The organism is SAR324 cluster bacterium, assembly GCA_029245725.1.
Classification (GTDB): domain Bacteria; phylum SAR324; class SAR324; order SAR324; family NAC60-12; genus JCVI-SCAAA005.
Genome location: JAQWOT010000358.1, coordinates 1 through 23554, shown reverse-complemented (window position 1 = coordinate 23554; position 23554 = coordinate 1). Strand labels below are relative to the sequence as shown.

Below are 23554 nucleotides of genomic sequence, written 5' to 3'. Positions count from 1 at the left end.
AAATTAAAGATTCTTTATTGAACAGCAGGTACTTGGAGTAGGCTTTCCAATACTGCCAGAGAAATGAAGACTCCGCAGATGTAGGCGGTCCAAATTGCAATGTTTCGATTGGTTTTATCAGTTTGTCCATACTGCATGATGCCTCTTTAGAATTGGTTATTTGGCACAAAGTGAATGTGCCCATAAACCTATCAAGCATTTCAAAGAACTCGGAGGATGACTGGGGGAGAAATGGAAAAGAAACTGGTGGGTAAGCAGGGAGTTGGTTGTTTTTCCTACGAATTAACCCAAAAACCTTGATTGGAAGTACAGACGACGAAAGGAGAAGCATTCGATAGGGCATGGCGACAGGCAATTCAGAAAGATGATTTTTCTTTGTATGATGAACTTGTGCACCCTGATTATGAATCAGTAAATCATGGTGTGAAGTTAGATAAAAACATGAGCAAACGAGTTCTGTTAAAACGCAAAGGCAAGGTAATCATGGGCCCCTATCAGGTTCTCTATGAAAATCATGAGTTCCTCTGCATTCAGCGGTTTTCAAGAGTCAACAAGTATGTATTATTTCAATGTTGTCTGGTGTGAACTATAAGTTTGGGAAAGTTATCAGCCAACAAACGATGCGTGAACAGTTGGATTATGATCATAGCGAAGGACAAGAATGGAACTGGGAAGACTACGAGTAATTGGCACGTGAAACTATGAACAAACGAATCTTGCTCGCGCTGTTCTTGGCAATACTGGGTTCGCAAGTTTTTGGATATGAAGAAGAAGACTTGGACAAGTTTTTGAGAACCAATCAGTGTATCAATTGTGATCTTGCTCTCGCGGACCTAACAGATAGGAATCTAAGCAAAGCCAGTTTGAGAGAAGCTGATCTGTTTGGGGTCAAGCTAAGCAGAGCTGACCTGAGCGAGGCTGAGCTTGTGGGAGTGAACTTGATTGAAGCCGATCTGAGTCAAACTAATTTGAGGGATGCTGACTTGAGTGGAGCTGATCTTTGGGGAGCTATCCTCATCAGAGCCGACCTGCGAGGGGCAAAGCTAGATAGGGCTGTTTTGGAATATGCCGATCTGGAACAGGTCAAATTTTGTAACACATCCATGTCGGATGGATCTATCAGAAACGATGACTGCTAGCTACACCAAAAGCCTGAATTGCTGATGCCGAAGAATCCGGATTCATCCAAATATTTCGAACTGCCACACTCTAAAGCCTACCAGCGTCATCGCTTTGAAGAGATCCAGCATGGAAGGACTTTTGTTGATCGGCATTACTATCGTGTTTTGATTGAATCGATGGTCGGTGATCTCTATGACCCGAAACAGAAGCAGCTCAAATTACTAGAAGAAGCCTGGTCGGCCTCAGAAATTTCTGAAGCCAATGATTTGGGTGAACCGTAAAGCATTCGAGAAAGGAAAAAATAATGAAAGTAGGCATCACTGGAGCAGATGGAACAATTGGAACTGTCTTGCTCAATGGGTTGGTGGGGCAACACGAGTTAACATCATTTACTCTTGAAGAAAATCAGGAACTCGGCTCTACAAAAATTGACCTATCCAAAAGCGCTGAGGTTGTCGGCAAGTTCTCTGGTCTGGATGCATTGATTCATCTGGCAGCAGATCCAAGTCCAAACGCACCCTGGGAAAGTGTTCAGCCAAATAATATTGAAGCAACCTACAATGTCTTCAATGAGTGCAGGAGAGCCCGGGTCAGTAAGATTATTTTTGCCAGTACGAATCATACTCAACATGGAGATACTCTCTTAACTACGACAGAGACCCTAGATCCCTCCAAGAATAAAATTCTTTCACTATCAGATCCGACCAACCCAGATTCCCTGTACGCGGTTTCGAAGTTATTTGGTGAGAATTTAGGGAAGTACTTCTCTGAAAAATACGGAATTCAATTTGTTGGGCTCAGAATCGGCTGGGTGGTCAAAGGCAATGATCCCACGATTATGCAGGGAACTCCCTCAGAAGATTACATGAGAGCCATGTACTTAAGTCACCGAGATTGTGTGCATTCTTTTGAGAGAGCATTGGAAGTGGGTAAAAAATATTTACTTGCTTACGCCATTAGCAATAACTCCAGAAAGGTCTTCGAGCTCACAGAGACAATCACTTCTCTTGATTTTCATCCAGTTGATGATGCTGAAACATTTTACTGAAAAAGCCGTTGATCGCCCTTTCTGAAGAGCTTGATTCAGTGAAATCAACTTGCCTGTCAGGATCCCAAGCGTAGCCTGCTGATTGATGAGCTTCCTTCAGAGGCACTAGATGGTCGATATCCAATTGGTTGGCATCAGTGATCGTCTTGCTAGAGTATGAATCCATTCCAATTGCCTGATATAACTCTGCAGCCTCTATTCGTCTTGAGTGCAACTGGCGAGAGAGACTCAGTAATCAGCACTTCATGCCAGGCATTTTGACAGTCTTTGTCTTCTCATCCACCCAGTGCTTTCACGCCTTGCGCTCGTAGGCTGGACACTCTGCAAAGGAATAGGCTGGGATCAGGAGCAGGATAAGTAACAAGCAGAGATGTGTGATTTTCATGATGCCTTCGGCAAAGAAAGTCTAAGCTGCTTCCTTGCTTTGGCTCCAACAAGGTTCCACAGTCTAGGCTAGACCTAGCGGTGCCTCCCAGAGCACTACTCCCATATACCCCACAACTCTACAAATACTGTAGCCTCTCAGCATACGCTGATTGCTGGGAAGATCACCATCTGCAAGGATTGCTGCAAATGCTTCTGGTGGGTTCTTCCAGAATGGAGTCTTTGCAAGATTCTCAGCACCATCCAACCATTGTGGTGGATCATAGCCACCCCAGTTGGGGTAGGTCACATCGATGTCGAACCAACCAAGGTGCCTAATCCAGTGAAGAATCACTTCCAGACTAATCTCTAGGCGTTAGAAGTCCTGAGATTCAATGAATTCATCCACTCGCTTGATATGTAACTCCAGAGCATCATAGCTACTTGGCAGGTTCCAAGGAGCAGGTTGCATTGGAGTTCCCTTACTTGTCCTAACTGGCCTGTACCCCATAGTCCACCTGCATATCTGCTGAAATGAAAATAGCTGGTTTCAGGATCTGCAGATTTAAATCTACGGATGCTCATTGTAATTAGCACAACAGATAGCTGACTCACAAATTGGCGTGATCAGAGGCAACTGCGTCTTGTCTGGCTAATTATCGGATCCTACCGCTGGAGCGCCTCTGGGAGACTTGAGGATCGCTGTTATTGCTTGTTTGGATGGACTTGCAGGGCAAGATGAGTATTGGCTCGAGAAGGAAGGATTTTTGATGTAATATATATTATCTCATAGCTTCTTTGCCTTGACGTCAAATGCCTGCTTAGGTTGACCCCAGGGAGAACATCAGTGCCATGCTCACGGCAAAGGCAATACCAGTACGAATATTGTTGAAACAGTTCCAACGTGCTTCAAATTTGCTGCGCAATTGCTTTAAGGACTCGTAGTCCATCTCATTGATTTTGATGCCCTGAAGACTCTTATTTAATGGTAGATGGACTAAAATCGTGATGCCCTGCACACCGATGATATAAAGAGTACCAAACAAGATAATGACCCAGCGCTCATTTCCATGGAGGTAGACAACACTCAGTACCATCGTTGCAACTACTGAAGCTATTGAACCCATCCAAACAAGCATAAATAGTGGCTGATTTTTCTGTATTATTCCGTCAGTAGCCTGAAAAGCCTGAATAAATTCCCGATCATTCAGCTTGCCAAAACCCGGCATCACGACAATGGCGTATGTGAAGACAAAACCAGTGACCAGAGTGCATAACAAAGTAGAAACTAGTAAAACCCAAAAAAACATATCTCATCTCCGAAATGTCGTATCACTTGAGCAAAGACTCCGTGATGTGACTGCCACATCCCTGCAGAAATTTTTCAACCCACCAAGTCCGACCAGCAGAATCTTCAGAGGTTGAGGGAGTCTCCCTCCAATAAGTAATTTCAACTTATTTCTACTCAGCAATTTCAAAGAAATATCGTGCAATACCGAAGAAATAAATTAAAAGAAAAACCAAATTAACCCATTTTAGTTGTGGTTCTGTGTTTAACCAAGCGCAGTAAATCCAAATGAGACAAAATGGAAATGATAAAAACATGGTTAATGGGTACCAATCAAAAATGATTGCCACTGCGCTAAGCAAGCCAAGCAATAAAGCAGTATTTTTTAATAATGTTTCAGTTTTTATTGAGATTTCAGAAGGTAGCAGTGTACTAAAAAAAGAATTTACTAATCTGTCCAGTAACATTAATTCCTATTGAAACTTAAACGATTTTAATTAATTAGTTAACTTGATTACTCTTCTGTTGATCACCTGTAGTCTTCCCAGTTCCAGTCTAAATACTTATTTGAGCCAAAATCTAAGTGATGTACCATATTTTCTGCTTTGTTATTTTCCTGTCCTTGTAACTAGTGGCGTGCATTACTGTATCAATTGATAGTTCATCATCTCCCTCTAGTTTATCTTTTGTATACTTGTAAATACATATAAATTCATCATTTTCATAAATTATTTAATATGGGCCATAAGTATATTCTTCAGTGTAGGTTGAAACAATTATTTTATCATCATCAATATTCGTAAAAATGCCTGCTCTAAAATCAAACGACTTATAATCTGGATGATAGATTTCATCCACGAGGGGAAAATCATTTTTTAATCCCAGAGCTAACACCTTAATGTATTTTTCAGATTTCATCATAATTGTTCCTTATACTGCTATGCATGCTTTGATTTCTGCGTTGGTATAGCCCACCAACTGCTTGCTGATCAGTCGTAATCTTCTCAGTTCCAGTCTTGACCTTCGCTGGGATCGTAGTCTAAATTCTTCCGAAACGATTTTTTGAGTAATGATTTTACCCTCTCTGAAAGAAGTGTAGGTAGTGAACGAACAAAATATTTCCGCTTCTTTGAATATCCTGTAAGCATGAATGCTTAAAAGAACCTCACTCTTGGAAACACATCTTTAAGGACCGACAACAACCGCACTGCTGAGTGACAAGATTACCGTTTTTTCGTCCTCCAGATTTGCTGTAATTTCTGATTGCAATGAAAATAATATTTTTGCAATTCAGTTGCAAAAATATTATTCTAGCGTTAAATTTAATAGGTAATTTTTGAGAAGAAGTCCTATCATTTCTTGGAAGGTATTTTTCGGATGATTTAGCATAAATTAAGTATCTTGATTAATATCTGGAGACAAGTTGAGCAATCTTCAAAATTTTGGAATCCAATTCTGTAGAGATTTTGATTCAGTCAAGGTCTAAGGCAGATGATATGCAGATGTAGCCGTCTTTTGGGTAACTCCTAAATGAGTTTTATCATTTGTGATGTAAGTTGCTCATTAGCCCAATCTTTTAAATTTTTGGAGTAATAAAATTAGGCAAAAGGCTTTGAGTGAAAAGAAGTAAAAGTCCTTGCATCAGTGTTTGTGCATTTTCTCATCAAAGTAATTGGTGTCTAGGTTGTGGTCGCACTTGAAAGGAATGTCAACAATGGAAAGTAATGAAACCCTACGCAAGAAATATTCTTCTAAAAGAAATACAAAAAAGGATGGTTCAAATAAAAAAGGAACTTACAGATTAGTTAAATTGGCTTGAGAAAATCAGAAGAAAGTCAAACATCTAATTTTAGCCTCAGAAAATTAAAATATGCAAATTTAAACAGATTAAGAATTAGTTGTTCAGAACTTTGTCTCCTTGGCCCTCAACGCCGTTTTTCGAACGGAGTAAACTCTTATTCAAAGATTTGTTTTTGAGAAATATCTATGTTTCGGATTCGAGAGAACGAAATTGCTGACGCTCTGACTACAGCAGACATATGGCAAATAATGCTGAAGGAAGTTCCTCCAATTGCAGCTGAATATTTTATTGGAGGTGCAGGTAGCTTGACTACATTGAAGTCAAATGTGTTAGCTTTTCAACAGGTGATGCTTGCGCCTCACGGTGCTGTCAAACACAAAACAATTGAGACAAAGACTGAAATATTTGGCCATGAGCTTTCTGTACCTTTTTTTACAGCTCCAGTTGGTAGCCTTCGAACATTGTGGCCCAAGGGCGACGCGGTCGTCTCCCAAGTTGCAGGAGAATTTGGAACAGCCACTACGCTTTCAACTCTCTCACAGACTCCCATGGAAGAAGTAGCGGAAGCTTCAAGTGGTCCAAAGTGGTTCCAACTTTATCTGTGTGGGGGAGTTGAAACAGCTAAAAGGGGTATAAAACGGGCAAGAGATGCAGGATTTTCAGCACTGGTGCTGACAATTGATACTGCGGTATCAGGGGATAGAATTGCACATGCGCGGATGAAACCCATGGTTGCAGTGAGCTCAATTTTTTCTGGACCAAAAAAGATAGCGCGCGCATTTCACAAAATGAAGCTTGCCCCGCAAATGATTCCTCGAACTGGGTGGTTATGGAGGCACTGGCAAGATGGTGGAATGCTGCCTTTTGTCAATGTAATAAATGAGCGGGGAGAGCCAATGCCTTATGCCGGTATAGGCGAGCAACTTGCGGCCTCAGCTGTAACTTGGAGTGATCTCTCTTGGATCAAAGAAGCATGGGGTGAGCAGCCACTTATTGTCAAAGGTGTTCACTGTGCTGAGGATGCATTGAAAGCGGAAGAATTAGGAGCAACTGGAGTGATTTTCTCCAACCACGGTGGCCGCCAGTTAGGTCAGGCAATACCTTCTTTACAAATTGTAGCGGAAGCAATGCCTAAATTGCATGCAGCAGGATCTAAGCTTGATTGCGCAATGGATGGAGGAATCCGAAGCGGGTTAGATGTTCTTGTTGGGCTGAGCTATGGCCTCAAAGCCGTGGGTTTAGGCAGAGTGGTTGCTGGTGGTCTTGGAGCTGGTGGTCACATGGGTATCAGCCGAGCCTTTGAATTGGTAAAGGAAGATTTGATTCGTTCCATGGAACTGCTGGGTGTTCAAAACATTGGCCAGATTCATAGTCAGGGAGAGAAGCTTCGTCGAGAAAGTATGGTTCTTGGCACGGCACATCTGCCAAAGTTCGATTTCTGAATGGAAACCCATATTGTTAAAGTGTTGATAACTATCAACTGAAAATGATAGCGTTAGCAACACTTAGGGACAATTCCCCCCTAAAGTAACCGCCTAGAATTATTGAGGCTACTATATTGAGCACATCTTTAAATACTGGTAGATACAGTTAAGAATTCTACTTCGCCTGGCCATCTTTTTTTATCATTAAATGAATTTGGATCAAGCCCGATAAAATTCCTGAGCTTGCTTAGTCAGTGGTGTGTTTTGAAGAATGAGGTCAGCAGCTTTTTCGGCGAGCATCAGGATCGGGGCATTGATGTTGGCATTGGGTACATAGGGCATGGCTGAGGCATCCACGACACGAATTCCTTCCATGCCATGAACCTTGAAACTTTTTGGGTCCACTACGGATTGAGTCCCAGTTCCCATGGCACAACTGCAGGAGGGATGATAGGCGGTTTCTCCATCTCTTCGAACCCATTCGAGGATTTCTTCATCAGAGTCGACTGAAGGTCCTGGAGATATTTCACCCCCGCTGAACTCATCAAACGCAGATTGTCCAAGAATCTTCCTTGCGCAGTGAATGGCTTCCACCCATTCTTTTTGGTCCTCGGGGGTGGAAAGATAATTCATCCTCAAAGATGGTTTGGCATAGGGATCTTTACTATTAATTTTTACTGAACCACGGGAATTGGAAAACATTGGTCCGATATGAACCTGGTACCCATGTCCTCCAGTTGGAGAGGTCCCATCATAGCGGATCGCGAGAGGCAGAAAATGAAACATCAGGTTTGGGTAAGACTCCTCATCATTACTTCGCGCGAACCCTCCTGCTTCAAAATGATTAGTGGCTGCAGGGCCCTCTCGAAAGAAAAGCCACTGGAGGCCGATCCAAGGTTTATTCCACCAACGGAGTGCAGGTTGCATCGAAACCGGTTGGGTGCATGCATGCTGCACATATACCTCTAGATGGTCCTGCAGGTTTTCTCCCACTCCTGGAAGTTCGTGAACTATTTCGATACCCAGGGGCTTAAGGTCATTCGGGTTCCCGATCCCGGAAAGCTGTAGTAGTTGAGGAGAATTGAAGGCGCCGCCACAGCTGATGATTTCTCCACCTTGAACGCTTATGGTTTGCCCTTTGTGTCTGAAATCCACACCTACAGCCCTTTTACCATCAAAACGTATGCATAATGCGTGGGCACGGCAGATTACTTTGAGGTTGGGTCGATTCATCACAGGATGAAGATAAGCTCTAGCTGCACTGAGGCGTCTTCCCCGGAAGACATTCTTATCAAAGGCAGCAAATCCTTCCTGACGGAAACCATTAACATCGTTTGTCAGTTCGAATCCTGCCTGTTGGACTGCCTGGAAAAAAGCCTGAAACAATGGGGTTGAAGCAGGACCTCTTTCCAATTTGAGTGGTCCTTGATCCCCTCGGAAATCGTCTCCTCCAGTCAGACAGTTTTCCATCTTTTTGAAATATGGCAGGCAATGCGCGTAGTCCCATTCCTCCATACCTGGATCGGCCGCCCAGCGTTCGTAATCCTGTGGATTTCCGCGTTGGAAAATCATGCCGTTGATGCTGCTGGAACCCCCCAAGACTTTCCCCCGGCCTTGGTAGATTCTACGCCTGTTCATGAAGGGTTCCGGTTCAGTTTCATAAATCCAGTCGTAGAAACGGTTACCAATAGGCATTGACAGTCCGGCAGGCATGTGGATAAAAATGTCCCAAATTGAATCCGGTCTGCCCGCTTCCAACAATAATACTTGGTTTTCAGGGTTTTCGCTGAGACGGTTTGCCAAAACACATCCTGCAGAACCACCTCCTACAATGATGAAGTCGTATGTTTTGTTCATTGTCTAAAGGATGTTCGAAAAAAGAAGATTCTTGGTTTCATATCAGGATTGGTTTTCATAAATCATAAATTCTCGGATCAGTTCTAGAACTTTTCTATTGATTGAGTTAGAAATTATTTTCATTTTTCCTCATTTGAAAGAGCTTTGAGAACTTCTGCAATCTATTCACCAATCATGGTGGATTCTTTCTCCTAGAACCCCCTGGTGGTTCTTACAGAAACTCCAAAACGAAATCCTGATGTAATTTGGGAAGGCTGCGTTTCTCCAGTCACTGAATTCTTGTTGCAGATCAATCCAGAGGCTTCAAGGGCATCTGAGGCCTGTTGCCCAGTCAACTAAAGATTCTGCAAAGCCTCCAGTAACAGTTGTTGATAACCCCGCCGATTCTACTGAGTCCACTGAAGACTTATTTGAAGAACCACTAAACAATCTGATAACTGCTTCTGCCGAGCAGTCCCTTCAGCAAGGTCTTCAGCAGATTGGGTCTGCTTCTGAAGGCAGCCGTCACAAGACCTACTGTAAATTTGCTTATAGCTGTGGTGGTCTTGTCTCTAGCAGACTATTGATACGAGAAAGCACTCTTGAACTACTTGTGAACTCCGCAAGAAGAGCGCGACCAGAAGACCCTGCAGACCCAGAGAGAACAAGGTGGATTAATGGGCAAGTACTGACCAATAGCGAACGGTGACAAGCCCAAGCAGAAGCTAAACGGACCGCAGACTCTTGTCCCACTATTGAGAGGCTTTGAGAGCTTTACCTCGAGAGCAAAGGCAATCAACTCAAGGGGGTAGTAACGGATAAGAATCGCTTTGATCTCCACTTACGAAAACCCGTTGGGAACAATACAACACAGGAATTAGTCCTGCTAGATGTCGAGTGATTGTGTAGGCAGGTTGCCAAAGCGCATAGCAGCGCAACTACCCGCAACGTACTAGAGCTGCTACGCCACATCATTAACTATGGAGTTCGCCAGCGTCATTGTCCGGCTCTCGACTGGGTGATTGAACTCCTCAAACAAGACCTGAACAGTGAGCGTATTGAAGTTCTTAGCCCAGAACAGTTCCAGAACCTACAGCAGGTATGGAAATCTTATCCGGACCACCAACTTTCACACCTGCATCAATTCATTGGCTGGCAGGATCAAGGCCTTCAGGAGCACTTAAGTTGCTCTGGAAGGATATTGATTTTGATCGCGGGAACTACAACAAGCGTGATACCAAGAGTGGCAAGATGTTGATTCAGCCGATGAATGAGAAAGTTCGTGAGGTGCTGTTGCAGCAAAGGGAACTTCTGAATAGTGGTTCAGCAGAATTGCGGGAGAGTGCTTATGCCTTTCCGGCAAGTGGTGGTGGATTGCGCAGATTGGATAGTTTGAAGAAGCGTTTCAGCCAATTAAGGGATCTAGCTGGCATCCCGAAAGAGTTCAGACCAAATTACTGCCTACGAGACACGATTGCTTTGATGATGCTATCAAACGGGTCCACCTTAGCTGAAGTTGCTTACCAGTTAGGACATGCCCCAGGCTCCCCAATAACCCAGCGCTACACCAAGTTCATTCCAGTTGCTCAACAAAGCATTGCTAACAAGGCTCAGGAGGCGATGATTACTTTGTTAGACTCAAAAGGGTTGGAGGCAAACATGTGTCAGGAGAAGACACCAGATAGATTTGATATAGATTATAGTTTCGAAGAGGAATTGGAATCTCTTTAAAATGGCTTGGAAAGGATAAGAATTGAGACTCTTTGAAAGATGCCAAACAGAAGATAGTTGAATGGGTAAATTATGATAAAGAGTTTTGACTCAAGAAGATTGATTAATTAGATTCTTCAAGGGCAGATGCGATCAACACCGCATCAGTTGAAAGAATTTGGAGGTGATTAAACATTGATTCGTAAGCTAATTGTTCATCTCTATCACTCAGAGCATTCATAATGAGATCGTGCTCAGCAATTGAATTCACAACTCTGCCTTTTCGAAATGTAATAAGCCTGCGATAAGGCTTTAATCTTAAATCAATTGAGTAGGCATGCTTCTGGAGAGATCGATTTCGAGATGCAGCATGTACACATCTATGAAATTCAAAATTTAGGTTATAGAAAAGATCAATATCATTCTCCAAAGCTGCAGCGCGGCATTTTTCGTGCGCAACTTTTATAACTTGCAGTTCCTCATTAGACATCCTCAGAGCAGCGAATTTAGCTGCAGTTGCTTCAAGTACAGCCATTAATTCAAAGAGTTCAATAATTTCAGAAAGTTGAAGTTTTTTGACAACTGCCCCATGTCGAGGTTTAAGATCAATCAATTCTGCAGCTGCCAGGTTTTGAAGTGCTTCACGGACAGGTGTTCTTGAAACATCAAATTCGTTAGCAAGGCTGATTTCATCTATTTTTGTGCCAAGTTTAAGCTTGCCTTCGATAATTGATTTTTCGAGTGCAGACGTAATCCAGTTAGTGATAGTGGTATTTTTTGGCTTATTTGCGTAGTTACTGATTGAAATATTCACTATTCGACTATCTACTTAACTGAAGTTGATGATAAAGCGTGTGACATAGAACACGAGTGCCATCAAAGAGATGATCTGGGTGAACTGCTTCAGCTGGATTATGACTTATTCCCTCAGAACAAGGAATAAATATCATTCCAGTTGGAGTTATCTTATGAAGAAATTTTGAATCATGACCAGCTAGGGAAAGAATTGTTGTAGATGATATCCCGAGTTCCTTAGCCGCAAATATAATTGATGAGATTAACTCAGTTGGAAATTCTATGACAGGATCATCTACTAGGGGAGTTAATTTGACTGATTTTTTAGAGCTGTATTTGCTAATTACTGCAATTATTAAGGATTCATAGTGATCAAGGGGTGATTGGTGAGGATGTCTCAGATCAATAGAAAAGGTAACTTTACTGGGTACTACTGAAGGTGCATTTGGCTCAACAATAAGCTTACCAATGGTAAATTTCACATCTTCATCATCATTGATGACTGCAGAATACAACTGGTGCATGATTTGAGTTGCACACAGAAGGGCATCATCGCGCTCAGACAACGGGACAGTTCCAACATGATCAGCCCGGCCAGTTACAGTAACTGCGAAGGTTTTTTTGCCTTGCATGCCTTTAACGGCACCAATAACAACATCTGCTCTTTCCAAGAATGGTGCTTGCTCAATGTGCGGTTCTAAATAACATTTGATTGGGAAACCAAACTCCCTGATAGGCACTGAGGGTAGGGCTGAACGAACGTATTCAATCCCTGATGCTATAGAAAATCCATCATCGTCGACAATATCAATAATATCATTGAGTGATTTGTAGCCAGAAAATACTGAAGAACCCATCATACCAGGAGCAAAACGAGAGCCTTCTTCGTTCATCCAACATACAACCTCAAATGAGTGATCAGGTTTGAACTGATTCTTGTAGAATGATTCAGCAACCTCAAGCGCAGACAGGACACCAAATACTCCGTCGTACTTTCCACCAGTAGGTTGACTATCTATGTGAGAACCAGCAATAACAGGTGGTAGATCGGGAAACTTGCCTTCATATCGCAAAAAGAGATTTGATGCAGCATCAGTAAATGCCTGCATATCAATCATTTCTGCCCACTGAATCAACAATTTACGAGCATTTATATCCTCAAGGGAGAGAGCTTGTCTATTGACCCCCAAGGATGATTCAGTTGTACACTTTGCAAGTAAATCGTGCCTCTCAACTAGACGAGCAAGATTTACGGATTCAATAATTTTCTCAAGCATCAGCTAATCTTCATGATTTCCATGGGGTTTGATCTCGGATCACGATTTGGCCACCTGGAAAGCTCATTTAATGAAAAGAATTCTGAAAGATGGGAATTAAACATACCAGGCTCTTCAGAAGGTACTGTATGCCCAGTCTTTGGTAGAATTAATAATCCAGATGATTTTACTGTGCTCTTCAAAAATAGACTCGTCTGTAGGCAATGATCATCTTCGTCCCCAATGACGATAAACAACGGTGTTTCAATGTTAGATAGCTCTGTCACTAAATCATAAAGTGATGGACGGTGGGCCTGCACACCAAGCATTGTATTACTAGCCCCAATCATGGAGTGCTGTCCGAGTCTATGTCTGAATTTATTCCAACCAACGGGATCTTTAACTTGGAAAGGAATTCTTGATGCAGCTGATCCGTAAATATGAGAATACTTTTCGCTTCCTAATTCGAGAAATTGCTTGGCAACATTTGTTGAAACACCTCGAAAGTAGTCTTCGTGTTGTTTCTCTGCACCATAACCAACCCCAACTATAGAAGCCGAAATAGCTCTTCGTGAATAATTGATTAATAAGTGCAAAACGGCGAATCCACCCATCGAATGCCCCACAAAGTGCGCTGCATCGATTTTCAAATAATCTAAAACATCAATTATATCTTCGACAGCGCGGCTTTGAGAATAGGACTCGACAGAACTAGGGACTTCAGATGGTGGATATCCACGTGCATTAAAAGTGATACATTGGTATTTGCGAGAAAAATAATTTACTTGATTCTGCCAACTACGCTGGTCACCACCAAATTCATGTACAAAGACAAGTGGGATGCCTTCTCCTGAAATATTACAATCCAGCTCAACATTGTCAGAAGTGCTAACTTTAAAATTTTTCATACGATTGAATTATTGGATGATATTCCACCATCAATTGTTAGAATGGATCCCGAAATATAACTGGCACGATCTGAGATCAAAAATGCTATTGCATCTGTGACTTCATTAATGTGTGCAGGTCGTGATAAGGGATATTTTTGCGCAAGTTCGTTAAACCGATCTTCTGTGCCAAAGAGATCAAAAGACCGTTTCCTCAACATTTTAAAAATTCTCTCAGTGTTTACAGGACCAGGATTAACACCAAGTACACGAATATTATCATTAAGACTAGTTGCACCTAAAGCCTTGGTAAACGCAATAAGAGATGCGTTCCCAGATACTCCAGCTATGTAGCGCGAGTCAAAAATCTCACCACCATTACCAATATTGTTAAGTATTACTCCAGATCCTCTTTCCTTGAAGACTTTATAGAAGATTCTACACATACGAATGTAACCATGAACCTTCAAATCCCAACCTTCACGCCATTTCGTATCATCAACATCAAAGAGATTACCACTAGGTATATCACCAGCATTGTTGACAAGAATATCGGTATCAGCACATTCAAGCTTTAAATTTTCAATTGATTCAAGGTTTTTGATATCAAGAGAAAAGATTTGGACATCAATATCGTGGCTCTCGGTAAGCTGAGTTTGCATTTCTCGAAGCAGTTGCTCGCTGCGAGCAACTAAATATAGATGAGCCCCCTCACTAGCAAGTGTATAGGCAAGTCCATGTCCAATTCCTTTAGATGCACCAGTAACTAAAACTCTCTTACCTTGTAAATTTAAATCCATATACTACTCAGAATAAATCAGTATCATTATTGAAATTTTTGGCAGCAGTAATTCTATCTGGAAGAAAATATGCGAAAGATTCCGCCCAATCTGTTGGTACAGTTAGACTTATTTTAACAAATTTATGTCCAAATTTTTCGCTATGATAACTTCCTTGACGGATCATAATATTCTTTTCAAGAAATGATTTTGTCAGTGATTCGGGTGAAATTTCAGAACTATTCATTTCAACAATAACAAAATTGGAGTCAGAAGGGAAAATGGGCATCGAGAGTTCATCAACATTTTGAATACTTTCATATATAATTCGTTGATTATTACGTTGAATTGAATTCACTTCAGGAAACCACTCTGCAAAATGCTTAAGCCCAGCAATAGCACCTCTCTGTGAGATAATATTTGAGCCTAGAATATTTGGTGGACACTTGGAAAGTTTTTCGATGAGATGTGGCGTTGATAACAGAGCACCCACGCGCAAGCCTGCAATACCAAGCCACTTGGAAAAGCTCCAAATTGTGATCGTACCCTCAGGATAGAAGTGATTAAAAAATGTGTGATTATATGCAAAGTCACGGTAGGTACAGTCATGTAAGATATAAATATTATTTGATTTTGCTATTTTGGCTATCGCTTCAACCTCTGATTCATCAATGGTAGTACCCAAAGGATTGTTTGGATCAACCAAGTACAAAATTTTAGTTTTTGGGGTTATATGTTTTTCAATGTCAGAAGCTTTGACTTTAAAATTAGTATGATGACCATATATAGGTATTTGGGTTACAAAACCTCCAGACTGCTTCGTAAATAAAGTTGGCCAGATCCATGTTGGGTCCGTCGTCAAAAACTCATCATCTTCACCAATTAATGAATTACAAACATTAGATAAGGCTGAAACTGCGCCATCAGTAATAAAACAATCATTCTGTTTCAAATTCAGGTGGACTAAAACTAGCTCTCTTAATTCTTCCAACCCAAGTGGTGGTGCGTATACATGGTACTCTTCATCATGGATTGACTTTATTAAACTCTCTTTTACAGCTTCATGAGAAGGGATATGGTTTGTATTTTGACCCATCCACATTAGATTTTTATTACTAATCAGACTGTCAAAATATTTGTTTTTTTTCTGATAATTAAAATCCATTTTTATTGCCTATTTTTAAATTTTATCAAAGGTAATAAAAGAACAATTAGGGTAATTACTACCAAACATAACGATATTGGACGCTCCAAAAAGATTAACCACGATCCTCGACTAATAATTAGACTTCTCCGGAGATTTTCTTCTAAAACTGGACCAAGTATAAGTCCAAATGCTAGAGGTGCTGTCGGTAAATTTATTTTGTAAAATAAATATCCTAGAACACCAAAGAAAATCATTATGAAGACATCACTGATTAAATTTCTAATGGCAAAGGATCCAGTAAGACATAGAACAATAATTGTAAAATTGATTATCGTTGTGGGTGCATTCAACGCCTTGACTATAAATCTGATTAAGAAAAATCCAAGTAGGAGTGTAAGGATAATTGCTATGAACAGTGATGCATAAACGACGGAAACGAATTGGGGATTGTTCTGGAATAAAAACGGGCCAGGCTGCAAACCATGTATTAAGAGGGATGCCATCAATACGGCAGTCATCGTATCTCCTGGAATCCCTAACGTCATCATTGGAATGAGAGCACCTCCTACACAAGCGTTATTTGCTGATTCTGGTGCAACAATACCTCGTATATCACCTTTACCAAATTCTGATTTATCTTTCGCTAACTTCACTTCTTGAGCATAAGAGATTGCAACTGCGATCGCTGAGCCTGCAGCTGGAATTGCCCCAATGAACACACCAAAAATTGATCCTCGAAATATACTTTTCCATGTTTTTATTACACTTGAGAATGGTGGAAATATGTTTCCAATATTTGGTAATTTTTCAGAATCCTTTGAGGTTTCTATATTTTTCAGGATTTCTGACATACCAAATAGCCCAATCGATAATGGGACTAAATTGATTCCATTTTGTAAAAACTCTGTTCTGAAATCAAATCTAAGCATGTCGGTCATATTATCAAAACCGACCATCCCTAAAATCACTCCAAGAACTCCAATGACTATCCCCCTGTATGTTGAGCCAGGTGTTGAATATGCTAACATTGCTAGACCAAATAGAGCTGCTGCTGCAAATTCGGGGCTCCTGAAATTCATAGCACTTTTGATAATAACTGGTGCTAAGAGCATCAATATCAATAAGCCAACTAAGCCTCCTACAGATGAAGAAAACAGAGCATAAGCTAGCGCATACCCACCTTTGCCCTTTTTTGCTAGTGGGAAGCCATCAATTTGAGTTACTATTGCTCCTGGTGTACCGGGTATATTTAGAAGAATTGCCGATATGGAACCCCCAAAAACACTTGAGGAGAAAACTGCCATCAGAAATACCATTGCGGAATTCTGATCAAGATAAAAACTCACTGGAAGTAGTATCGCCAACGTCATTGTACTGCTGATACCAGGAATTGCTCCCAATACTATTCCAAGTGCTACCCCGATAACTGACAGTAGTAATGTTTCAGGGTTCGTTAAAATCTGAATACTACTTATAAAAAAACGTTCTAAAAGCATTATGGTAAAGGCGTATTCAATAACTTCATAAAAAATAAATAAACTACACTATTTACTATAAGAATCATGAATATAGTATTTATAAATAATTTCTTTTTATCTTCATTTCTAAGTTTACCATAAAGAAGAAACCACAGAATTGTTAATCCGTTGATTGTTAATAAATATCCCAAGAACTTTGTCAAAAAAACGATGATAACTAGAAGAATACTAAGTAGAAGAGGTAAGTTTGCAGAATGAAAAACTTCTTTCAAGGAACGTCCGTTCTCTGCTTTTATTTGGGTGAGGAATGTTATTGAGGATATACTTAAGATTGATAACAGAATGAGAGGTAGTAATCCGGCACCTGGGTCATTAGTTTTATATATTCCTTCTACTAACTCGAATCTATCAAAAATGGAATACCAGCCAGCAACTGCAAACACCCCCGTTACTACTGCAACAGTCAGTACTTCATAATTAATCTTCTTCATTTCGTATTAGGGGAGTGAGTTCCACTCCCCCTTCCTTTAATTATTTTTTCCTTTGAGTGACTAGACCGGCTTCCAATAGAATTGGATATACGTTTTGGTCATGATTATTTATTGCACCGAGTGTATCTACAGAGTTCATCGGTGTTACCACATAGCCTGCTGTCTCAGCGGCTTTCATGAATTCAGGATCCATCATAGTTTTTAGAAAGATATCTTCCAAAACCATTCGCCTCATGTAGGGCACTCCTTTGGGCACAAACAAAGCTCGCCAGTCGCCCGCTACTAGCTCAAACCCCTGTTCTGCAAATGTTGGAACATCTGGAGCTTTGAAATGCCTTTTGGTTGATGTGACGCCCAGTATTTTCAAACTTCCTGCCTTGTGTTCTTCAGACACTTGAGCAACAGGAAGCGTTGCTGATTGAACCTCTCCAGATAATAGTGCGGCTTTTGTTGCCGCATATCCTTTATAAGGGACCTGAGACATATTCACATCAAATGTACTCTCAATCAGTGATGCAACAACGGCTGATGATCCTCCAGGTGGATCGTTACCATTCATCAGATCCCCAGGATTTGATTTTATTTTATCAAAATACTCGCTAAGCGAATTTATTCCTGTATCAGCTCGGACTGTTAGAGCTCCCGGGTCAGGTCCAAAGAATGCCAGCGGCTCAATTTCGCTCAATTCTGTTGCTTCTGCATTGCTATAGTTTCTTGCTACAAAGCTAGATCCTATAATCCCAACCGTGTAACCATCAGGGGTTGCTTCAGCTGCAAATCTAACCCCTGCAGCACCGGCTGCACCAGTTACATTATTGACTACAACAGGTACCCCAGCTCTCTCACTCGCATACTTCGCAATCAGTCTTGATACTGTGTCTTGACCTCCCCCCGGTGACCAATTACAAATAATTGTAATTGTTTCTTCCGGGAACTCGGCAGCACCCACAGCAGCACTGTTGAAGCCGAATACTGCTAAAACTAACCCAATGGCAAGTACGATTCTCTTCATTGCTACCTCTATTAGATAGTATTGTTAATTCTAGATTCTTAGAGATCACTTATTTGTTGGTGCCAAGACTAGTCTTACTTTCAATTAGGCAAACTGTCTCAGACCCGACGATGCGTGGAATTGTAGTATTGATCGACAAATTTCAGTCCGAATCAAGCATACATCCCTCTAAGAGACTAGGATTTTGGAAATTCTAACGTATGGTTAGAAAAATCCTTTTATTAATAATTTCAATTAAGTTGTCAAGCTTGTTATACAATGACAATTGTTAATGTATACAATTAAAAATAAATTAAATCATGTATTTAGAAGATATTTTGCTACTACAAGTGAAAATTTATGTCCAAGAGGCTTCTCTTTTACAGCTTGTTCGAACAATTAAGTTGTCTTATCAACTTCGGATCACATGAGAATCATTGTCCAGCTCTCGACTGGGCGATTGAACTCCCCAAACAAGACCCGAACAGTGAGCGCATTGAAGTACCCAGCCCAGAACAGTTCCAGAACCTACAGCGAGTGTGGGAATCTTATTCGGACCACCAACTTTTACATCTACATCAATTCATTGGCTGGACGGGATCCAGGCCCTCGGAGGCACTTAAGCTGCTCTGGAAGGAGGTTGATTTTGGTCGAAGGATATACCAAGCGGGATACCAAGAGTGGCACGATGGTGATCCAGCTGATGAATGAGAAGGTTCGTGAGGTGCTCTTGCTTCAAAGGGAACTATTGAATAATAGTTCAGCAGAATTGCAGGGGAGTTCTCTTGTCTTTCCAGCGAGTGATGGTGGTTTGTGCAGATTGGATAGTTTGAAGAAGCGTTTCAGCCAACTGAGAGCTCTCTCTGGCATCCCAAAAGAATTTAGGCCGAACTACTGTCTGCGAGATACAGTTGCCTCAATGATGTTGTCAAATGGAGCCACCTTAGCTGAAGTCGCCCATCAACTGGGACATGCCCCTGGCTCACCGATGACCAAGCGTTACGCCAAGTTCATCCCTGCAGCCCAGCAGAGTATTGCTAACAAGGCTCAGGAAGCGATGAGTTCTTTGTTGGAGAAACGTGATGAGCAAGTTGCCAAGAGTGAAGGATGAACATCATGAAGGCATTAAGGTGGGTTCCCCATATCACTAGATTCTGAATTGATGAGGAGGAATTCGATTCCAAAAACACTCCGATCAATGCAGGAGTAGCAAGAAACTGATTAGAGAGATGATTAGAGGATAGCTAGTTTCTAGGAGAAGCCCGGCCAATACGGAGTCTGAAGCAGAGTCCGCATCGTGCGCTCCGACAAAGCGTCCTACCAGGCTCATAGTGTCAATCTCCAGACCAATCACTGGGATGAAAAGAGTTTGAAACTAGGTGAAAATTATTGTGATGGCTTTAGAAACAGCGACTCCGTAGGACTGAAAAGTGAGAATCATCAGATCAACAGCGAAAATCAGTAGGTTGATACACAGACCCCTGGCAAATCCAAAGTGGACCAGTTTTTTAGAATTTCCAGATCCGACTGAAAGCTATCCAGAAGTTGGCATTATGGAAGTTGAATCTGCTTGAAGTAGAAAACGCACAACGTGACCACGCCCATAAACTAGGTGAACACTGTTCCATAACCAGCCCCAGAAATTCCGAGCGCAGGGAATCCAAGCTTCACAAAATTAGCACGTAGTTTACTCCGATATTCGAAATGGTCATGACGAAAGTCGATAACAGCACAAATCTGGTTTTGCCTGACCCTCCAAAGTAGCTGTGCAAGCTGTGTCGAAATAGGTCCATCCCTGCACCAGCCATTAAAATAGTGAGGTAGGTCTGTGCTTGCGCTGCCTCTGTATTAGAGAGTCCTGAAGTAGCCAAAACCCATCTGCCGGCTGGAATGAGGGTAAGAATTACAGGTGAACTTAGACAGCTTAACAAGACACTTTGGGTTAGAACTCTGGGACAGTTTGCACGTTTCCTAGCACCCAAATACTAGGCAACCAGAGCCGTACTATAGCCAATGATGCCAATGAAAAAGGAGATTTAGGGCAAGGGATGTAAAGCCTCAGCTCAAGCAGGCATTCATCACTTCTGGACTGACCTGCTTTTGATAAAGCCGGTCGATGAACATCAACACGGCTTCTATGGAAGTGGAGACCATCATCGGGAAAGCAATTTCCATCATTGGCTTAATGATACAGGGTCATTCTAGCCCATTTAGTAAATTAGTTATCAGAATTTCTCAAGTATTGATATTCAACCAGATGGCAATTCGTAAGAAGCCATTACCAATTTTTCGGCAAGATTTAATTTATTAATTTGTAATTTTGGATTATCAAATTCCAATATCACTTGGAAAGCTTATTAATTTTTTAATTTTATTTTTGAGCCAGATTTAGAATGTGGTATATACCAGCACAAGTTATCATCAATATACCTAAAAGCATGATAAAATCAGGCCTCTCATTTAAGAAATAAAATGATAAAATGAGAGTAAATAATAGCCTTGTATACCTAAATGGAGAGATAATTGAAACATTTCCTCTTTGAGTTGCACTAACAAGTGAAAAATAAGCGATACAACCAATAGGACTCACCAGAAAAATCAAAAGTAATTCATAGTTTGTTGGTAATAATGGTACTGAAAAAAATGGTAAGCTTACTAGTCCAGCAATCATACAACCTATGGTACCCCATATAGAAACTGTAAGTGTAGAGATGTCATCTGACATCAATCTTGTAGATATATCTCTTAGTGCAAACATAGCCACAGCTAAAACAGCAAATATTGATTCGGGTAAGAAACTATCAGTGCCAGGCCTTATGATCAGCAGCATACCAATTAATCCAACCAGAATCGCAAGCCAGGATTGCAATTTTACTTGTTCACCCAAAAGAAGTAAGGCAAATATACTTACCATTAAGGGATTAAGTTGGATAATAGCTGATGCAGAACTCAACGGTGTTTTAGCTATCGCTATAAAAAATAAAATCGCTGCGAAAAGATCTGCTAATGTACGTATGATAAAAAATTTATTCTTAATCTTTTTTGAAAAAAAAACTGAATTTTTATAAGTAGAAATAGCCCAAAACAAGCCAAATTGAAAAAACCCAATCAATATAAGTATTTGGCTTACTGGCAGCCGATCTGATAGATTTTTAATTGAGAAATCTACAATTGAAAATCCAGCCATAGCAATTATCATGTAAATAATCCCACTTAAGTTATCGCTTCTGGCATTTTTTTTGTTCTCAAGCAAAAACCCTCATTTCTGCCATTTTTAAATGACTAAATCCAGTTATATTTTAATCCAAAAAAACAGTTATTGTCAGATGATATTTAGGAAAATTTGAAAAAAGTTAAACAGAGATGACTGTCTATGCATAAGCTTTACTATCAGCCTAAAGGATTTTGGTTTGGAGACTGTATGCCATTCTATCAGGATGGAAAATTCTATCTTTTTCACCAACGTGATACCCGCAACCCTATACCACTGTTTGGTGAACCATTTGGTTGGTCTTTAGCCTGCACAACTGATTTTGTTCACTATGAAGATTTTGGTGAAGTAATAACTCATGGTGACGATGAAGATCAGGACCAATTTATATTTGCTGGAAGCTTGTTTTTTGTAAATAACATTTATTATACAATTTATACTGGTTACAACCATAGTTACTCGAATCTAAATAAGGCTTCACAAGTTTTGATGCTTGCTTACAGTTATGACTTGATCAATTGGACTAAAACAGATCAGACGCTTGTGACCCCACAGAAAGGTTATGACCCCACAGAGTGGCGTGACCCCTTTATCTTTTGGAACGAGGATTGTCAAGAATACGTAATGCTCCTGGGTGCCCGTAAGCTAGAAGGCAAGAGAATCCGAACTGGATGTACTGTTTTCTTCACCTCAACCGACTTCAAAAACTGGATTTTTAAAGGTGACTTTTGGGCACCAAATCTTTTCTATATGCATGAGATGCCAGATCTTTTCAGAATTGGTGATTTTTGGTATCTGTTGACAACAGAATACAGCGATAAAAGCAAAACTGTGTACCGTATGAGTAAGACATTAGATGGCCCTTGGATAGCTCCCTTAGATGATGCCTTTGACGGCAGAGCTTATTACGCTGCACGATCTTGCTCTGATGGAAATAAACGGTATCTCTTTGGTTGGGTTCCGACCAAAGAAAATCAAAATGACTTAGCAGAATGGCAATGGGGGGGTGCACTCATCGTACATGAGATATACCAACGTATTGATTTTACGTTAGGAACTAGACTACCCGAAAAAGTAGCACAGGCGTTTTCCCAAAAAAAACATTTATTAAGTAATTCATCAACACTGGATTCACAAGATGGATGTGCTGAACTTAGACTTGCTAAAGATACAGGGAACCTTTTTTTGTTTAGGATGAATATTATATTTTCTCCAGATACAAAATTGTTCGGTTTAAGGTTTTTTGAAGATGAGGAAACGGGTGAGGCATACGAGTTTACGTTCGTCATTAGTGAGCGGCGGGTTTTATTCGATAAAACACCAAATTTGAGGTATTTTCATTGTATGAACAAAGGATTGGAAAGGCCACTATCTATTGCAGCAGAATGTTCTCACGAGATCCAGATTGTTGTCGATGATTCTATTGCAACTCTTTACGTGGATGGAGTTGCGCTCAATACTCGGATGTATAATAAGGTGGGTCGAGCGTTAACTATTTTTGTCGCTGATGGAAAACTAGAAGTTCTAAACGCTGCCTTAGAAACTATATAAACTGATATTCAGGGGGTTGGCGCAGTTGCGTCGTTTAGACAAATGAAGTAATCTTCGAGATTTGGAGATCTAAGGATGCAATGTCCTCACTGTGCTCATCCTGACTACATTCTCTATGGCACCAACCATGGTGTCCAACGCTACCGTTGCCAAGCCGCCGACGGATCTTTCAGACGCTACAAGGTGGCAAAGATCCTGCCCTCAAAGAACAGCCCTGTCAGCTCTATCTAGAAGGGATGGGGAGGCGAGCTATCGGCCAGGTTCTCGACATCCATCACAAGACTCTCTCTCGCTGGTTGGTGCAAGCTGCCTAAGCACTCCCAGCAAGCCCACCACAGACCGAAGCCTGCTCCTTCATCGAAATCGATGAACTCTG

The 23554-nt window shown here is 41.1% G+C and carries 27 protein-coding genes and 1 pseudogene; 11 read left to right on the top strand and 17 right to left on the bottom strand.

The annotated features are described in order from the left end of the window. Positions 1-14: 14 nt before the first annotated feature. Positions 15-137, bottom strand: coding sequence for a hypothetical protein (locus tag P8O70_19755; GenBank protein ID MDG2199075.1), 123 nt, complete (start codon positions 135-137; stop codon positions 15-17). Between the two features lie 163 nt (positions 138-300). On the opposite strand from P8O70_19755, the gene P8O70_19750 reads away from it, so the two are divergent. From P8O70_19750 to P8O70_19735, 4 genes are all read left to right on the top strand, one after another. Then, positions 301-585, top strand: a complete 285-nt coding sequence (locus P8O70_19750; GenBank protein MDG2199074.1) for a hypothetical protein — start codon at positions 301-303, stop codon at positions 583-585. A gap of 116 nt (positions 586-701) precedes the next feature. Beyond that, positions 702-1139: a pentapeptide repeat-containing protein gene (locus P8O70_19745; GenBank protein ID MDG2199073.1), complete on the top strand. Its 438-nt coding sequence runs from the start codon at positions 702-704 to the stop codon at positions 1137-1139. 24 nt (positions 1140-1163) lie between these two features. Beyond that, positions 1164-1403 (top strand): hypothetical protein, encoded by a 240-nt coding sequence (locus tag P8O70_19740; GenBank protein MDG2199072.1) that lies wholly within the window; start codon positions 1164-1166, stop codon positions 1401-1403. 23 nt (positions 1404-1426) lie between these two features. Continuing rightward, positions 1427-2170, top strand: coding sequence for an NAD(P)-dependent oxidoreductase (locus P8O70_19735; protein MDG2199071.1), 744 nt, complete (start codon positions 1427-1429; stop codon positions 2168-2170). Between the two features lie 448 nt (positions 2171-2618). On the opposite strand, the gene P8O70_19730 is transcribed toward P8O70_19735, so the two are convergent. From P8O70_19730 to P8O70_19715, 4 genes are all read right to left on the bottom strand, one after another. After that, complete coding sequence (locus P8O70_19730; protein ID MDG2199070.1) at positions 2619-2888, bottom strand: hypothetical protein; 270 nt, start codon at positions 2886-2888, stop codon at positions 2619-2621. Between the two features lie 466 nt (positions 2889-3354). After that, positions 3355-3843: a DUF1772 domain-containing protein gene (locus tag P8O70_19725; protein MDG2199069.1), complete on the bottom strand. Its 489-nt coding sequence runs from the start codon at positions 3841-3843 to the stop codon at positions 3355-3357. Between the two features lie 151 nt (positions 3844-3994). Further along, positions 3995-4288 carry a peptidase gene (locus P8O70_19720; protein ID MDG2199068.1) on the bottom strand — a complete coding sequence of 98 codons (294 nt, stop codon included), beginning with the start codon at positions 4286-4288 and terminating at the stop codon, positions 3995-3997. Positions 4289-4553: 265 nt separating this feature from the next. Then, positions 4554-4742 carry a hypothetical protein gene (locus P8O70_19715; protein MDG2199067.1) on the bottom strand — a complete coding sequence of 63 codons (189 nt, stop codon included), beginning with the start codon at positions 4740-4742 and terminating at the stop codon, positions 4554-4556. 695 nt (positions 4743-5437) lie between these two features. Here P8O70_19715 and P8O70_19710 point away from each other — a divergent pair. Then, positions 5438-5626, top strand: a pseudogene (locus tag P8O70_19710) (DUF1289 domain-containing protein). 181 nt (positions 5627-5807) lie between these two features. Then, entirely contained in the window at positions 5808-7064 is a 1257-nt protein-coding gene (locus tag P8O70_19705; GenBank protein MDG2199066.1) for an alpha-hydroxy acid oxidase, read from the top strand. A gap of 201 nt (positions 7065-7265) precedes the next feature. Here the strand turns inward: P8O70_19705 and betA are convergent, their stop codons facing one another. Then, positions 7266-8903, bottom strand: a complete 1638-nt coding sequence (gene betA, locus P8O70_19700) for a choline dehydrogenase (GenBank protein ID MDG2199065.1) — start codon at positions 8901-8903, stop codon at positions 7266-7268. Positions 8904-9983: 1080 nt separating this feature from the next. Between betA and P8O70_19695 the strand changes: the two genes are divergently transcribed. Further along, entirely contained in the window at positions 9984-10613 is a 630-nt protein-coding gene (locus P8O70_19695; GenBank protein ID MDG2199064.1) for a tyrosine-type recombinase/integrase, read from the top strand. Positions 10614-10716: 103 nt separating this feature from the next. Here P8O70_19695 and P8O70_19690 read toward each other — a convergent pair whose 3' ends face one another. The 8 genes from P8O70_19690 to P8O70_19655 are packed head-to-tail and all read right to left on the bottom strand — an operon-like array spanning position 10717 to position 18437. Continuing rightward, positions 10717-11406 (bottom strand): GntR family transcriptional regulator, encoded by a 690-nt coding sequence (locus tag P8O70_19690; protein ID MDG2199063.1) that lies wholly within the window; start codon positions 11404-11406, stop codon positions 10717-10719. 7 nt (positions 11407-11413) lie between these two features. Further along, positions 11414-12664 carry a hydantoinase/carbamoylase family amidase gene (locus tag P8O70_19685; protein MDG2199062.1) on the bottom strand — a complete coding sequence of 417 codons (1251 nt, stop codon included), beginning with the start codon at positions 12662-12664 and terminating at the stop codon, positions 11414-11416. Continuing rightward, a complete protein-coding gene (locus P8O70_19680) occupies positions 12664-13551 on the bottom strand; it encodes an alpha/beta hydrolase (protein ID MDG2199061.1) in 888 nt (295 codons plus the stop codon). The genes P8O70_19685 and P8O70_19680 overlap by 1 nt, the downstream gene beginning before the upstream one ends. Further along, positions 13548-14330, bottom strand: a complete 783-nt coding sequence (locus tag P8O70_19675; protein ID MDG2199060.1) for an SDR family oxidoreductase — start codon at positions 14328-14330, stop codon at positions 13548-13550. The genes P8O70_19680 and P8O70_19675 overlap by 4 nt, the downstream gene beginning before the upstream one ends. A 7-nt stretch (positions 14331-14337) precedes the next feature. Next, positions 14338-15474: a pyridoxal phosphate-dependent aminotransferase gene (locus tag P8O70_19670; GenBank protein ID MDG2199059.1), complete on the bottom strand. Its 1137-nt coding sequence runs from the start codon at positions 15472-15474 to the stop codon at positions 14338-14340. Positions 15475-15476: 2 nt separating this feature from the next. After that, positions 15477-16952: a tripartite tricarboxylate transporter permease gene (locus P8O70_19665; GenBank protein ID MDG2199058.1), complete on the bottom strand. Its 1476-nt coding sequence runs from the start codon at positions 16950-16952 to the stop codon at positions 15477-15479. Beyond that, positions 16952-17425 carry a tripartite tricarboxylate transporter TctB family protein gene (locus P8O70_19660; protein ID MDG2199057.1) on the bottom strand — a complete coding sequence of 158 codons (474 nt, stop codon included), beginning with the start codon at positions 17423-17425 and terminating at the stop codon, positions 16952-16954. Before P8O70_19660 ends, P8O70_19665 begins: the two co-directional genes overlap by 1 nt. A 40-nt stretch (positions 17426-17465) precedes the next feature. Continuing rightward, positions 17466-18437, bottom strand: coding sequence for a tripartite tricarboxylate transporter substrate binding protein (locus P8O70_19655; protein ID MDG2199056.1), 972 nt, complete (start codon positions 18435-18437; stop codon positions 17466-17468). Between the two features lie 339 nt (positions 18438-18776). Between P8O70_19655 and P8O70_19650 the strand changes: the two genes are divergently transcribed. After that, positions 18777-19127 carry a hypothetical protein gene (locus P8O70_19650; GenBank protein MDG2199055.1) on the top strand — a complete coding sequence of 117 codons (351 nt, stop codon included), beginning with the start codon at positions 18777-18779 and terminating at the stop codon, positions 19125-19127. After that, positions 19063-19527 (top strand): tyrosine-type recombinase/integrase, encoded by a 465-nt coding sequence (locus P8O70_19645; GenBank protein MDG2199054.1) that lies wholly within the window; start codon positions 19063-19065, stop codon positions 19525-19527. The genes P8O70_19650 and P8O70_19645 overlap by 65 nt, the downstream gene beginning before the upstream one ends. 84 nt (positions 19528-19611) lie before the next feature. Here P8O70_19645 and P8O70_19640 read toward each other — a convergent pair whose 3' ends face one another. The 3 genes from P8O70_19640 to P8O70_19630 form a co-directional block, all read right to left on the bottom strand. Beyond that, positions 19612-19746, bottom strand: coding sequence for a hypothetical protein (locus P8O70_19640; protein MDG2199053.1), 135 nt, complete (start codon positions 19744-19746; stop codon positions 19612-19614). Positions 19747-20083: 337 nt separating this feature from the next. After that, on the bottom strand, positions 20084-20347 hold the full coding sequence (locus tag P8O70_19635) for an MATE family efflux transporter (GenBank protein MDG2199052.1): 264 nt from the start codon (positions 20345-20347) through the stop codon (positions 20084-20086). 440 nt (positions 20348-20787) lie between these two features. Beyond that, positions 20788-21669 (bottom strand): DMT family transporter, encoded by an 882-nt coding sequence (locus tag P8O70_19630; GenBank protein MDG2199051.1) that lies wholly within the window; start codon positions 21667-21669, stop codon positions 20788-20790. Positions 21670-21789: 120 nt separating this feature from the next. Here P8O70_19630 and P8O70_19625 point away from each other — a divergent pair, with 120 nt between their 5' ends. Together P8O70_19625 and P8O70_19620 are read left to right on the top strand one after the other, a co-directional pair. Next, on the top strand, positions 21790-23178 hold the full coding sequence (locus tag P8O70_19625; GenBank protein ID MDG2199050.1) for a glycosyl hydrolase family 32: 1389 nt from the start codon (positions 21790-21792) through the stop codon (positions 23176-23178). Positions 23179-23253: 75 nt separating this feature from the next. Then, positions 23254-23409 (top strand): hypothetical protein, encoded by a 156-nt coding sequence (locus P8O70_19620; protein ID MDG2199049.1) that lies wholly within the window; start codon positions 23254-23256, stop codon positions 23407-23409. Positions 23410-23554 lie beyond the last annotated feature (145 nt).

What these genes read in the sequence shown, in the direction of transcription:
- P8O70_19755 (MDG2199075.1), bottom strand. Translation starts at nt 137, where the DNA reads ATGCAGTATGGACAAACTGATAAAACCAATCGAAACATTGCAATTTGG.
- P8O70_19745 (MDG2199073.1), top strand. Translation starts at nt 702, where the DNA reads ATGAACAAACGAATCTTGCTCGCGCTGTTCTTGGCAATACTGGGTTCG.
- P8O70_19740 (MDG2199072.1), top strand. Translation starts at nt 1,164, where the DNA reads ATGCCGAAGAATCCGGATTCATCCAAATATTTCGAACTGCCACACTCT.
- P8O70_19735 (MDG2199071.1), top strand. Translation starts at nt 1,427, where the DNA reads ATGAAAGTAGGCATCACTGGAGCAGATGGAACAATTGGAACTGTCTTG.
- P8O70_19725 (MDG2199069.1), bottom strand. Translation starts at nt 3,843, where the DNA reads ATGTTTTTTTGGGTTTTACTAGTTTCTACTTTGTTATGCACTCTGGTC.
- P8O70_19720 (MDG2199068.1), bottom strand. Translation starts at nt 4,288, where the DNA reads ATGTTACTGGACAGATTAGTAAATTCTTTTTTTAGTACACTGCTACCT.
- P8O70_19715 (MDG2199067.1), bottom strand. Translation starts at nt 4,742, where the DNA reads ATGATGAAATCTGAAAAATACATTAAGGTGTTAGCTCTGGGATTAAAA.
- P8O70_19705 (MDG2199066.1), top strand. Translation starts at nt 5,808, where the DNA reads ATGTTTCGGATTCGAGAGAACGAAATTGCTGACGCTCTGACTACAGCA.
- betA (MDG2199065.1), bottom strand. Translation starts at nt 8,903, where the DNA reads ATGAACAAAACATACGACTTCATCATTGTAGGAGGTGGTTCTGCAGGA.
- P8O70_19695 (MDG2199064.1), top strand. Translation starts at nt 9,984, where the DNA reads ATGGAAATCTTATCCGGACCACCAACTTTCACACCTGCATCAATTCAT.
- P8O70_19685 (MDG2199062.1), bottom strand. Translation starts at nt 12,664, where the DNA reads ATGCTTGAGAAAATTATTGAATCCGTAAATCTTGCTCGTCTAGTTGAG.
- P8O70_19680 (MDG2199061.1), bottom strand. Translation starts at nt 13,551, where the DNA reads ATGAAAAATTTTAAAGTTAGCACTTCTGACAATGTTGAGCTGGATTGT.
- P8O70_19675 (MDG2199060.1), bottom strand. Translation starts at nt 14,330, where the DNA reads ATGGATTTAAATTTACAAGGTAAGAGAGTTTTAGTTACTGGTGCATCT.
- P8O70_19670 (MDG2199059.1), bottom strand. Translation starts at nt 15,474, where the DNA reads ATGGATTTTAATTATCAGAAAAAAAACAAATATTTTGACAGTCTGATT.
- P8O70_19665 (MDG2199058.1), bottom strand. Translation starts at nt 16,952, where the DNA reads ATGCTTTTAGAACGTTTTTTTATAAGTAGTATTCAGATTTTAACGAAC.
- P8O70_19660 (MDG2199057.1), bottom strand. Translation starts at nt 17,425, where the DNA reads ATGAAGAAGATTAATTATGAAGTACTGACTGTTGCAGTAGTAACGGGG.
- P8O70_19655 (MDG2199056.1), bottom strand. Translation starts at nt 18,437, where the DNA reads ATGAAGAGAATCGTACTTGCCATTGGGTTAGTTTTAGCAGTATTCGGC.
- P8O70_19650 (MDG2199055.1), top strand. Translation starts at nt 18,777, where the DNA reads ATGTCCAAGAGGCTTCTCTTTTACAGCTTGTTCGAACAATTAAGTTGT.
- P8O70_19640 (MDG2199053.1), bottom strand. Translation starts at nt 19,746, where the DNA reads ATGAGCCTGGTAGGACGCTTTGTCGGAGCGCACGATGCGGACTCTGCT.
- P8O70_19625 (MDG2199050.1), top strand. Translation starts at nt 21,790, where the DNA reads ATGCATAAGCTTTACTATCAGCCTAAAGGATTTTGGTTTGGAGACTGT.
- P8O70_19620 (MDG2199049.1), top strand. Translation starts at nt 23,254, where the DNA reads ATGCAATGTCCTCACTGTGCTCATCCTGACTACATTCTCTATGGCACC.